Origin of the sequence: Mesorhizobium erdmanii (assembly GCF_013170725.1) — a bacterium.
GTDB lineage: Bacteria > Pseudomonadota > Alphaproteobacteria > Rhizobiales > Rhizobiaceae > Mesorhizobium > Mesorhizobium erdmanii.
On sequence record NZ_CP033361.1, the window covers coordinates 5,311,996 to 5,323,726 of the forward strand.

13 protein-coding genes are annotated in these 11,731 nt (G+C 65.2%); 8 read left to right on the forward strand and 5 right to left on the reverse strand.

Annotated elements, in window-relative coordinates; genetic code table 11:
- Window positions 1-6: 6 nt before the first annotated feature.
- The 4 genes from pcaG to pcaD are packed head-to-tail and all read right to left on the reverse strand — an operon-like array spanning window position 7 to window position 2,575.
- Window positions 7-621, reverse strand: a complete 615-nt coding sequence (gene pcaG, locus EB233_RS25840) for a protocatechuate 3,4-dioxygenase subunit alpha (RefSeq protein WP_027055882.1) — start codon at window positions 619-621, stop codon at window positions 7-9.
- The gene (gene pcaH / locus EB233_RS25845) at window positions 621-1,376 is read right to left on the reverse strand and encodes a protocatechuate 3,4-dioxygenase subunit beta (protein WP_064987968.1); all 756 of its coding nucleotides are present in this window, start codon (window positions 1,374-1,376) and stop codon (window positions 621-623) included. Before pcaH ends, pcaG begins: the two co-directional genes overlap by 1 nt.
- Window positions 1,366-1,773, reverse strand: coding sequence for a 4-carboxymuconolactone decarboxylase (gene pcaC, locus EB233_RS25850; protein ID WP_027055884.1), 408 nt, complete (start codon window positions 1,771-1,773; stop codon window positions 1,366-1,368). The genes pcaH and pcaC overlap by 11 nt, the downstream gene beginning before the upstream one ends.
- Window positions 1,766-2,575, reverse strand: coding sequence for a 3-oxoadipate enol-lactonase (gene pcaD / locus EB233_RS25855; RefSeq protein WP_064987967.1), 810 nt, complete (start codon window positions 2,573-2,575; stop codon window positions 1,766-1,768). The genes pcaC and pcaD overlap by 8 nt, the downstream gene beginning before the upstream one ends.
- A gap of 92 nt (window positions 2,576-2,667) precedes the next feature.
- On the opposite strand from pcaD, the gene pcaQ reads away from it, so the two are divergent.
- The 8 genes from pcaQ (at window position 2,668) to EB233_RS25895 (ending at window position 10,763) form a co-directional block, all read left to right on the forward strand.
- Window positions 2,668-3,585 carry a pca operon transcription factor PcaQ gene (gene pcaQ, locus EB233_RS25860; protein ID WP_064987966.1) on the forward strand — a complete coding sequence of 306 codons (918 nt, stop codon included), beginning with the start codon at window positions 2,668-2,670 and terminating at the stop codon, window positions 3,583-3,585.
- Window positions 3,586-3,725: 140 nt separating this feature from the next.
- Window positions 3,726-5,039 carry an ABC transporter substrate-binding protein gene (locus EB233_RS25865; protein WP_064988755.1) on the forward strand — a complete coding sequence of 438 codons (1,314 nt, stop codon included), beginning with the start codon at window positions 3,726-3,728 and terminating at the stop codon, window positions 5,037-5,039.
- Between the two features lie 117 nt (window positions 5,040-5,156).
- Window positions 5,157-5,804, forward strand: a complete 648-nt coding sequence (locus EB233_RS25870) for an ABC transporter ATP-binding protein (RefSeq protein WP_244277611.1) — start codon at window positions 5,157-5,159, stop codon at window positions 5,802-5,804.
- Window positions 5,801-6,529 (forward strand): ABC transporter ATP-binding protein, encoded by a 729-nt coding sequence (locus tag EB233_RS25875; RefSeq protein ID WP_064987964.1) that lies wholly within the window; start codon window positions 5,801-5,803, stop codon window positions 6,527-6,529. The genes EB233_RS25870 and EB233_RS25875 overlap by 4 nt, the downstream gene beginning before the upstream one ends.
- Complete coding sequence (locus EB233_RS25880) at window positions 6,526-7,422, forward strand: branched-chain amino acid ABC transporter permease (RefSeq protein ID WP_027055890.1); 897 nt, start codon at window positions 6,526-6,528, stop codon at window positions 7,420-7,422. Before EB233_RS25875 ends, EB233_RS25880 begins: the two co-directional genes overlap by 4 nt.
- A complete protein-coding gene (locus EB233_RS25885; protein ID WP_064987963.1) occupies window positions 7,419-8,489 on the forward strand; it encodes a branched-chain amino acid ABC transporter permease in 1,071 nt (356 codons plus the stop codon). Before EB233_RS25880 ends, EB233_RS25885 begins: the two co-directional genes overlap by 4 nt.
- A 2-nt stretch (window positions 8,490-8,491) precedes the next feature.
- Complete coding sequence (locus EB233_RS25890; RefSeq protein ID WP_064988754.1) at window positions 8,492-9,277, forward strand: coniferyl-alcohol dehydrogenase; 786 nt, start codon at window positions 8,492-8,494, stop codon at window positions 9,275-9,277.
- A 40-nt stretch (window positions 9,278-9,317) separates the two neighbouring features.
- Window positions 9,318-10,763: an aldehyde dehydrogenase gene (locus EB233_RS25895; protein WP_064988753.1), complete on the forward strand. Its 1,446-nt coding sequence runs from the start codon at window positions 9,318-9,320 to the stop codon at window positions 10,761-10,763.
- Window positions 10,764-10,794: 31 nt separating this feature from the next.
- On the opposite strand, the gene EB233_RS25900 is transcribed toward EB233_RS25895, so the two are convergent.
- Window positions 10,795-11,721, reverse strand: a complete 927-nt coding sequence (locus EB233_RS25900) for an aldose 1-epimerase (protein ID WP_064987962.1) — start codon at window positions 11,719-11,721, stop codon at window positions 10,795-10,797.
- Window positions 11,722-11,731: the final 10 nt, after the last annotated feature.

The following is an 11,731-nucleotide window of genomic DNA, read 5'->3' on the forward strand; positions in this document are numbered from 1 at the left end:
TGAGCATCAGCTGTCGAAGAAGACCGTTTCCTTCTCCCCCTGGAGATGGACGTCGAAGACGTAGGTGTCGCCCTGGCGCTCGGCAATCAGCGTCGGCACGCGGACGCGATGTTCGATGCGCGCCAGGATCGGATCCCCGGCATTGGCCTTTTCCTCGTCCGAGAAATAGAGCCGCGTGTGCAGGCCGAGATTGATGCCGCGCGCGACGATCCACAGCGTGATATGCGGTGCCATCAGGCTGCCATCCCTGAACGGGACGCGGCCCGGCTTGATCGTCTCGAAGGTACAGAGGCCGGTGTCCATGTCGGTCGGACAGCGGCCCCAGCCCTGAAAATTCGGGTCGGCCGCACCGCGCATTTCCACCGGCGAATTGTAGAGCCCGTCCGCATCCGCCTGCCAGATCTCGACCAGCGCGTCCCTGAGCGGCGTGCCGGTGCCGTCGAGCACGCGGATCTTGAGACCGATGCGCTCGCCCTTGGTCTTGTCGTTGACCATGGTCGCGCCGAGGTCACTCGCATAGACGCCGCCAATGCCGCAGAAATTCGGCGTCAGCCCGATATGGACGTAAGGGCCGGCGGTCTGCGAAGGGCTCTCCTTCAGCCGGTCGAGCGACTGGGCCATCAATTGCCCTCCAGCCGGTTTTCGAACACCGACGAGCGGCGGCCGCGCAGCACGATGTCGAACTTGTAGGCGAGCGCATCCATCGGGATCGTCGCCTGCGTGTCGAGGCTGGCTGTCAGCGCCTCGATGGCCGCCTTGTCGGCGATGCCGCGCACGATCGGGCATTTCCAGATCAGCGGGTCACCCTCGAAATACATCTGCGTGATCAGGCGCTGGGCAAAGCCATGGCCGAAGACCGAGAAATGGATGTGCGCCGGGCGCCAGTCGTTCGGCCCGTTCGGCCAGGGATAGGGGCCGGGTTTGACGGTGCGGAAGGCATAACCGCCGTCCTGGCCTGTAATGGTGCGTCCGCAGCCGCCGAAATTCGGATCGAGCGGTGCGAGATAACCGTCCTTCTTGTGGCGGTAACGGCCGCCGGCATTGGCCTGCCAGAATTCAATGAGCACGCCTGGAACGCCAACGCCGCGCTCGTCGAGCACCCGCCCATGGACGATGATGCGCTCGCCAATGGCGCTCTCGCCCGGCTTGGCGAAATTGTAGATCAGGTCGGCGTCGAGCTCACCCAGCATGGCGTGGCCGAAGACCGGTCCGGCTATTTCCGACAGCGTGTTATCGAAGGACAAAAGCGCCTTCTGCGGCGAGCGCAGCACCGAACTCTTGTAGCCCGGCGTCAGCGCCGGCGGATGCCATGTCCGGTCGCGCTGGAAGAAAGCGCCGGTCTCGGGCCTCCGGTTCGATCCGGACTCAGCTGGCATCGTCGGCTCCGTCCATTTCCGAAAACACGTCCTTGGCTATCCTGAAGGCACGGTTGGCGGCCGGCACGCCGGCATAGATGGCGACATGCAGGAACGCCTCGCAGATATCTTCGCGCGTGGCACCCGTGTTGGCGGTGGCGCGCACATGCAGGGCGACCTCCTCATCATGGCCGAGCGCCGCCAGCAGCGCCAGCGTGACGATCGAGCGCTCGCGCTTGCTGAAACCCGGCCGTGCCCACACCGTCCCCCAGGCAGCCTCGGTGATCAACTCCTGGAAAGGCTGGTCGAAATCGGTGGCGGCAATTTCGGCCCGATCGACATGCCGATCGCCGAGCACGGCGCGCCGCACCGCGAGACCCGTGCGATATCTGGCTGCGTTGCCGGGGACTTCATCCATGGTTGTCTGCTCCAGAGGCAAGCGATGCGACAAAATCGCGGATCAAGGCGACCAGCGCTTGGGGTTGTTCAACGCAAGGAATGTGCCCGGCGTCGCGGATGATCTCGAAACGCGAACCGGGGATCAGGTCGGCCAGCGAGCGGACGAGATCGGGAGGTGTCGAGCCATCCTGGTCGCCGGCAACGCAGAGCGTTGGCACGGCGACGCGGCGTGCGGCATCAGTGAAATCCGCGTCGCGAACCGCCGCGCAGGTGCCGACGTAGCCGGCGACCGCCTGGCGGGTCATCATGTTCCAATAGCCGTCAAGCTCGGCCATCCGCGCGGTATGGAAGGTCGGAGTGAACCACACCTTCAGCACACCGTCGGCAATCGCTTGGATGCCGCTGCGTTCGACCGTCGCGATGCGCGTGTTCCAGCTCTCGTTGGTACCGATCTTGTGGGCCGTGTCGCACAGGATCATGGCCGCGACGCTCTCCGGCCGCCTGGCATAGAGACCTTGCGCGATCATGCCGCCGACCGACAGGCCGCACAGCACGACATCCTCCAACCCGAAATGATCGATCAGCCCCGCTAGGTCGTCGACATGATCGTCGATCGACCTGATGTCGCCAATGTCGGATAGCCCATGGCCGCGCTTGTCATAGACCATCAAGGGCATTTCGCCATCAAGCGCCGCAACGATATCGTCCCAGATCCGGAAGTCGGTGCCCAGCGAATTGATGAATATGATCGGGCGCGCCTTGCCGGTCGCCTTGATCTGGCGATGGTGCAGCGTGATGCCGCCGATTGTGACGAATGGCACGATTTCGATCCTCCATCTTCACATTGCACAAGGCATTTGGTTCGGTAAAATGATATTTTTCGCCGTTCCATTAACTCAGGGGTTATCAAACTATGGCCGAGAGCCGCATTCGGTTCCGTCACCTGCAGGCCTTCCTGGAGGTCGCGCGGCAAGGCAGCGTGGTGCGCGCCGCCGACTTCCTGCATGTCAGCGCGCCGGCGGTGACCAAGACGTTGCGCGAGTTGGAAGAGGCGCTCGGCGTCGCGATTGTCGAGCGTGACGGGCGCGGCATCCGCGTCACGAGGCTTGGCGAGATCTTCCTTAGCCATGCCGGCTCGGCGATCACGGCGTTGAAGCGCGGCGTCGATTCCGTGCGCCAGGACGGCGCCATCAACCGCCATCCGATCCGCATCGGCGCGCTGCCGACGGTGTCGGCGAAGGTCATGCCGCGGGCCATGAGCCTGTTCCTCGCGGAAAACACCGGCGCCGCGATCAAGATCGTCACCGGCGAGAACGCCGTGCTGCTCGAACAATTGCGCACCGGCGCGCTCGATCTCGTCGTCGGACGGCTGGCGGCGCCCGAAAACATGACCGGCTTCTTCTTCGAGCATCTTTACTCCGAACAGGTGCTGTTTGTCGTGCGGGCCGGACATCCGCTGCTGGAACCGGGCGCGGACATCTTCGCGAGGCTCGACGAATTCCCGGTGTTGATGCCGACCCGGGAATCCGTCATCCGCCCCTTTGTCGACCGCCTGTTCATCACCAACGGCATGACAGCGCCGGCTACCGAGATCGAAACCGTCTCGGACTCTTTCGGCCGCTCCTTCATGCGGCAGAGCAATGCGGTGTGGATCATTTCGGCCGGCGTGGTCGCCAACGAGATCGCCAACGGCGCCTTCGTCCCCTTGCCGGTCGACACCGACGAAACCAAGGGGCCGGTCGGCCTGACGATGCGCACGGACACCGCCCCCTCGCCGGCCTTCACCATCCTGCTGCAAACCATTCGCGAGGCGGCCGGATCGGGGAGCTGAGGCATCGACTGGTCAGACTGGCTCCGTCCTCCTCATAGATCCACTAACTCCAGGGTTAATGAAACACCGCAAAATATCATTTTACCAAACCAAAACGCTGGTGCACTGTGCCGATGGAGGAGCCACAGAGGGAGGAACGCATGACCTATTCCATCGGTAGAAAATCCAGTGTTCGCGGCATTTCGCGGCGCCAGTTTGTCGCCACTTCGATGGCCGGCGGCGCGGCACTCGCGCTCGGCGGCAAGGCCTTCGCCCAGGCAGCCGGCACGCTCAAGGTCGGCTTTGTCAGTCCGCGCACCGGACCGCTGGCCGGCTTCGGCCAGACCGACGGCTATGTGCTCGATCTCGCCCGCAAGGCGCTGGCCGGTGGCCTCGACATTGGCGGCAAGAAATACAGTGTCGAAATCCTCGACCAGGATACGCAATCGGATCCTTCCCGCGCCGGCCAGCTGACCAAGGACCTGATCAACAACCAGGCGATCGACCTGATGCTGGCGGTGTCGACGCCTGAGGTGATCAATCCGGTGGCCGACGCCTGCGAAGCCGCCGGCGTGCCGTGCCTTTCGACTGTCATGCCATGGGAAGCCTGGTATTTCGGCCGTGGCGCCAAACCCGGCGCGCCCTCGCCGTTCAAATGGACCTATCATTTCGGCTTCGGCGTTGGCGAGTTCTTCAAGACCTACATCTCGCAGTGGAACCTGATCGAGACCAACAAGAAGGTCGGCGTCATGTATCCCAACGACGCCGATGGCAACGCCATCCGCGCCAATCTGGCGCCGCTTCTGGCCAAGCAAGGTTTTACGATTGTCGATCCGGGTGCCTACGAGACCGGCACCACCGACTATTCCTCGCAGATCGCGCTGTTCAAGCAGGAAGGCGTCGAGATCTTCAACTCCTTCCCGATCCCGCCGGATTTCGCGGCCTTCTGGCGGCAGGCGGCGCAGCAAGGGCTGATCAAGCAGATCAAGATCTGCCAGGTGGCCAAGACCGGGCTGTTCCCGTCCGATATCGAAGCGCTCGGCGACCTCGGCGTGAAGATTTCGAGCGCCGCCTACTGGCACAAGGCTTTCCCCTACAAGTCACCGCTGACCGGTGTTTCTGGCACGGAGTTGGCCGACGGCTATGAGGCGGCAAGCGGCAAGCAGTGGACGCAGCAACTCGGCGCCTCGATGTCGCTGCTCGACGCCGGTTTCGAGGCACTGAAGGCCAGCACCGACGCCAAGGACAAGGCTGCCGTGGCCAAGGCGCTGAGCACGCTGAAGACCGAGACGATGATCGGCAAGGTCGACTTCACCAGTGGCCCCGTGGCCAATGTCTCGCCCGGCCCGATCATCGGCACACAGTGGGTCGCCGCCAAGGAAGGCTCGAAATTCCCGCTCGACTATGTCGTGACCGAGAACGCCACCGACCCGAAGGTGCCTGTCGAAGCCAAGCTTCTGCCTTACAACGGCTGACGGACCGCTGACGAGGACCGCCGGGTGACCCATCCGCAACAACAGGCTGTTCTCGCCGCCACCGGCATCCACAAGCGCTTCGGCGCGCTGGTGGTGCTGGATGCCGTCGACTTCACCATGGGCGCGGACGAGGCGGTCGGCATTGTCGGCCCGAACGGCGCCGGCAAGACGACGCTGCTCAGCGTGCTCGCAGGCGCCTTTCCGCCGAGTGCGGGCACAGTCCGCTTCAAGGGCGGCGACGTTACGACGTTGCCGGCCACCCAGCGCTGCCGGCTTGGGCTGGTGCGCACGCATCAGGTGCCCAAACCATTCAGCGGCATGACCACTTTCGAGAATGTCTTCGTCGCCGCCTCGCATGGCGCCGGCCTTGGCCGCGACGAAGCCTATGAGGAGGCGCTCGGCTCGCTGAAGCTGTGCGGCATGCTGGGTGTCGCCAACCGGCGGGCCGAGACACTCGGCCTGCTCGACCGCAAGCGGCTGGAGCTGGCGCGCGCGCTGGCCGCCAGACCGACACTGCTTCTGCTCGACGAAATCGGCGGCGGCTTGACCGATGGCGAAGCCGGTGAACTTGTCGACACGATCAAGGAGTTGCGCCGGCGCAAGATCGGCATCGTCTGGATCGAGCATATCGTCCACATCCTGCTGCAGGTGGCCGAGCGACTGATCTGCATGGATGCGGGAAAGATCATCGCCGACGGCGAGCCGCAAGCCGTCATGGCCGATCCGGAGGTCGTCCGCGCCTATCTCGGCGGAGGCCCGAAATGAGCCTGCTGTCCGTCGAGGATCTGGTTGTCCGGCATGGCCTGCTGCAGGCCGTGCGCGGGGTGAGTTTCAGCATCGAGCGCGGCGAGACGCTGGCGCTGGTCGGCGCCAATGGCGCCGGCAAGACGACGCTACTCCGGGCAATCGCCGGTGCGCACCAGCCAGCTGCCGGCCGCGTGCTGCTGGACGGCGCCGACCTCACCAACGTGCCCTCGCACCGGCGCGTCGGCATGGGCATCGCGCTGGTGCCGGAGGGGCGAAAACTCTTCGTGCAGATGACGGTCGAGGAAAACCTTCTGCTCGGCAAGACCGCCGGCCGGGCGGGCGACTGGAGCGTCGACAGAGTGCTTGAGATGTTCCCCAATCTGAAACCGCGCCGCCACGCCAGGACGGGCCATCTGTCGGGCGGCGAGCAGCAGGCTACGGCGATCGGCCGGGCGCTGATGAGCAATCCGGACGTGCTTTTGCTCGACGAGGTTTCGCTCGGCCTGTCGCCGCTGGTCGTCGACCGGGTCTATGCGGCACTGCAGGGATTGATCGCTTCCGGCACGACGATCATTCTCGTCGAGCAGGACCTCAACCGCGCGCTTTCGGTATCCGACAGGGTGATCTGCATGCTCGAGGGCCGTGTCGCGCTGGAGGGGTCCAGCAAGGCGGTTTCGCGTGACGAGGTGACGAAAGCCTATTTCGGCCTGCACCGGAAAAGTTCCGGGAGCGTTCCGGCATGAGCAACCAGATCATCCAGGGCATTTTGCTCGGCGGCTACTACGCGCTGATCGCCTGCGGCCTGTCTTTCATGTTTTCGGTGATGCGCATCATCAACCTCGCCCATGGCAGCCTGGCAGTGTTCGCTGCCTTTGCGCTGTGGTGGCTGGCCTCGCGGTTCCATATATCGCCCTTTGTCGGCCTGCTCATCGTGCTGCCTTTGATGGCAGCGATCGGCTGGGCGCTGCAGCGCTTCCTGCTCGAGCGCAGCGCGCGCGGCGGGGCGTTGCTGCCGATCCTGACCACGTTTGGGCTGGCCATCGTCATCGACAACATGCTGTTCGAGCAGTTCGGCGCCGATACGCGCTCGCTGGCGCCCTATATCGGCAGCCTGTCCTATGATTCGTGGGAATGGCCGGGCAGCATCTATGTCGGCAAGCTCGCCGTGATCATGTTCGCCAGCGCCGTGATCCTGCTTGGCGGGCTGCAGCTGTTCCTCACCCGCACCCGGCTCGGGCGCTCGATCCGAGCCACTTCGGAGGATCCCGACACAGCCGGCCTGGTCGGTGTCGATGCGCGCCGCGCCAACGCCATCGCCGCTGCCATCGCCATGGTCACGGTCGGGCTTGCCGGTGCCTTCCTCGGTATGCGCGCCACCTTCGATCCCTATGCCGGCGCGCCGCAATTGCTGTTTGCCTTCGAGGCGGCTGTGATCGGCGGCGCCGGTTCGCTGTGGGGGACGCTGATCGGCGGCATCGTGCTGGCGCTTGCCCAGACACTCGGCGCGCAAGTGCATCCGCAAGGTTTCCTGATTGGCGGCCACGCGATCTTCCTCATCGTTCTGTTCGTGCGGCTCTCGGCATCCGGCCTCGGCCTGCGTGGCCTGCTGCGGCTGCCTTCGCGGAGCGCGTCATGAGCGCCGCCTCGCCGTCGCCCATTATCGAACGCGGCACGACGACGTCGCGGATCGCGGCGATCGCGGTCGTGATCATCATCGCGCTGCTCGCAACCGCACCGCAGTTCCTGTCGGCCGGCGCGGTCGACCGCATGACGGCGCTGTTCATCTATGTGATCCTGGCGGCGATGTGGAACGCGCTGGCCGGCTTTGGCGGCCTGGTCTCGGTCGGCCAGCAGGTGTTCTTCGGGCTCGGCGCCTATTTCGCCATCCGGCTCGCCGATGCCGGCCTCAACCCTTTCGCTTCGCTCTTCGTTTCGGCGGTCATTGTCGGCATCGTCTCCTGGCCGCTGTCGCTGTTCATGCTGCGCTTGAGGAACGGCGAGTTCGCCATCGGCATGTGGGTGATCGCGGCGCTGACGCATCTGCTGGTCAACCTCGACCGGCTGGTGCAAGGCGAGACCGGCACCTCGCTGATCTCGCTCAACGTCTACGACACTGGCACCAGGCGGACTGTCATCTACTGGCTGGCGCTGGCGTCGATGACGGCACTGCTCGCCATCCTGTTCGGCCTGCTGCGCGGCAGCACTGGTGCCGCCATCCGCGCCATCCGCGACAATGAGGATGCGGCCGCCTCGGTCGGCGTGCGCGTCACCGGCACCAAGCGGCTTTTGTTCGTGCTTGCCGCCTTCGGCATCGGCATTGCCGGCGCGCTGTGGCTGGCGACCTCGATAACCTTCCAGCCGAAGACCTACTTCAACGTGCAGTGGACCGCCTACATGATCTTCATGGTGCTGGTCGGCGGCATCGGCACGTTCGAGGGCGCCATCCTCGGCGCGCTGGTTTTCTTCCTGATCGAGACCTGGTTCGGCGGCACCGGCGTCTGGTATCTCGTCGGCCTCGGCGCCACCGCCGTGCTGTTCTCGCTTTTCCTGCCGCGCGGCCTGTGGGGGACGATCGAGGAGCGCTTTGGCCTGCACCTGCTGCCGGTCGGCTACCGCGTCAGGTTCCCGGGAAATCCGACAACAGCGCTCGACGGCGACGCGCCCCTGCCGCGGCAAACCACGCAGCATCAGGAGAAGGCATGACCATGCTTTTCGGCAAGACCATCCTCATCACCGGTGTCGCCTCCGGCATTGGCGCCCGCACGGCGGAGCTCGCCGGCCAACTCGGCGCCGACGTCATCGGCGTCGATGTCCGCGAGCCGGCGGCAGCCGTCGGCAGTTTCGTCAAAGCCGATATCTCGTCGAAGGCCGGTGTCGACGAGTTGATCGCGCGTCTGCCGCAGCGGATCGATGCGCTCTGCAATGTCGCCGGGCTCTCCGGCAGCACCGGTGCGGCCTCGACTTTGGCGGTCAATTTCTTCGGGCTGCGGGCACTCTCGGAGGGCGTTGCGCCACGGCTTCGCGAAGGCGGCGCCATCGTCAACGTCGCCTCGATTGCCGGCTATGGTTGGCGCGCCAATCTCAACCGCGCCGCCTCGATGGTCGCCATCGAGGGTTTTCCCGATGTCGCCGATGTGGTCCGCACGCATGCCGTCAGGAACGAGGAGGGCTATCCCGTTTCCAAGGAGTTGCTGCTGCTGTGGACTTTCCGCGCGGCGCATCAGGATCTGTTCAAACGCCGCGGCATCCGCGTCAATGCGGTCAGCCCCGGACCGGTCGAGACGCCGATCCTGAAACAGTTCCGAACCGTGCTTGGCGATGCCCGCGTCGACAGCGACATTGCAAGGGTCGGCCGCGCCGGCACGTCGGGCGACATCGCGCCGGTCGTGCTGCTCCTGTGCTCGGACGGCGCGCGCTGGATCAACGGTGCCAACGTGCCGGTTGACGGTGGCCTCGAAGCGTCGATCAATGCCGAAATGTTCGGCTTCTAATTCAATGAGCGCGCTCCCGATGGAGCGAAGGGAGACCATCATGGATATCGGACTTCTGATCGACGGCGACAAAAGGGATGCGGCCGGCTCGGCCTCCTACGAGCGCATGGACCCGTTCACCGGCAAACTGGCGACACGCGCCGCGGCGGCAAGCGTAGCCGACGCCAATGCAGCCGTCGAAGCCGCTGCCGCTGCCTTCGCGACCTGGTCGAAGACCGGTCCCGGCGAGCGCCGCGCCTTGCTGTCCAAGGCGGCTGACGTCATGGCCTCCAAGGTCGGCGAGTTCACCAAATTGATGATGGAAGAGACCGGGGCTACCGGCCCCTGGGCGGGCTTCAACGTCATGCTGGCGGCCAACATGCTGCGCGAGGCAGCAGCGATGACGACGCAGATCTCTGGCGAAATCATCCCCTCGGACAAGCCGGGCACGCTGGCGATGGCGATCCGCCAACCCGCGGGCGTGTGCCTTGGTATCGCGCCGTGGAATGCGCCGGTCATCCTCGGTACCCGCGCCGTCGCCATGCCGATCGCCTGCGGCAACACGGTGGTGCTGAAAGCTTCGGAAATGTGCCCCGGCACGCACCGGCTGATCGGCCAGGTGCTGGTCGAAGCCGGCCTGCCCAAGGGCGTCATCAATGTCGTCACCAATGACCCCAGGGACGCCGCCGGTATCGTCGAGACGCTGGTCGCGCACCCTGCCGTCAAGCGCGTCAATTTCACCGGCTCGACCAAGGTCGGGCGGATCATCGCCGAGCTTGCCGGCCGGCATCTGAAGCCGGCGCTGCTCGAGCTCGGCGGCAAGGCACCGCTGCTGGTACTGGACGACGCCGACATCGACGCCGCGGTCAATGCCGCCACCTTCGGCGCCTTCATGCATCAGGGCCAGATCTGCATGTCGACCGAACGGCTGATCGTCGATGAAAAAATCGCTGACGAATTCGTTTCCAAGCTGGCTGCGCGCGCATCGAAGCTGCCGGCAGGTGACCCGCGCGGCCATGTCGTGCTGGGCTCGCTGATCAGCAGCCAGGCCGCCGACAAGATGGAGGAGCTCGTCGCGGACGCCGTCGCCAAGGGGGCTAGGCTTGCCGCCGGCGGCAAGCGCACCGGCACGGTTGTCGAGGCAACGCTGCTCGACCATGTCACGCCAGCGATGCGCGTCTATGCGGAAGAATCTTTTGGGCCGGTCAAGCCGGTGATCCGGGTGAAGGGCGAGGATGAGGCCATCCGCGTCGCCAACGACACCGAGTACGGCCTGTCGTCAGCCGTGTTCAGCCGCGACATCAAGCGCGCCATGGCGGTCGCCGCGCGCATCGAGGCCGGCATCTGCCACATCAACGGACCGACCGTCGGCGACGAGGCGCAGATGCCGTTCGGTGGCGTCAAGGGCTCGGGCTATGGCCGCTTTGGCGGCAAGGCGTCGATCGCCGAGTTCACCGATCTGCGTTGGGTGACGATCGAGGACCCTGGCCAGCATTATCCGTTCTGACCCGGTCTCGTCCCGCGGCTGACCGTGACGGTCAAACTGCCAGCGACGGCGTGAAGCGAACGCTGGCGGATCGCATCTGCCCGGGCGCCAGCATGATACAGCCGGTGTCGATGCCGTCGCGCATGCGGTTGAAGGCATCGGTGATGTTGCTGACCGGCTCGGCGCAAAAGAACGGCTCGCCCGGCGGCGTGTAGATGACGAGGAAATCGAGCGGCGCCTCGGCCTCGATATCCAGCTGCCGCCCCTGCTCCGGCCAGGAAATCCGGGCGCGGCGCGCCCATCCGGTGAAGACCGTGTCGAAGTCAACCTCGGACACGTCAAAGCCGATCGATGGATCGGCCCCTGCCGGCGGCAGGACGTGGCGCGTGGGCAGAACCTCCGTATCCGTCTCCCACATGCCGGACACCGGCGCCTGGACATGCGTCCACGGCGTCGACGGAAAATAGGGATGGAGGCCAAAGCCGACCGGCATCGGTGCGTCCGACAGGTTGCGCACCATCATGGTCATGCAAAGTATGCCGTCAGCCAGGGAAATCTCTTGCTCGGCCTCATAGCTCCATGGCCAGGAATCGGCCGCGTGGCGATAGCGCAGGACGACCGTGCTGGCTTCGTGTGTGACAATCGTCCACGGATGACGCCAGCCATGGCCGTGCTCATGATGAGGATCGTCGGCGGTCGTGGGAAGCTGGATGGTCCGACCGGCGAATTCGAAACGGCCCTCCCTTATGCGGTTGGAATAGGGGACGAGCGGAAAGCAGGCCATGGCGCCGGCATCGCGGCAGCTGACCGCCGCTGCATCCGCCGGGCGCAGCCAGTCCACGGCAGAGCCATCGTGCCACCACCGATACGACGCCAACGCGCCGCCGGCCGCCGGAGCAATGTCGACCGTCGCAATGCCGTCGCCGATCGAGACCAGCTCCGTGTGTCGTTCTGCAACGGCTGTGGAATTCTTTGTCATCGGCACGTCC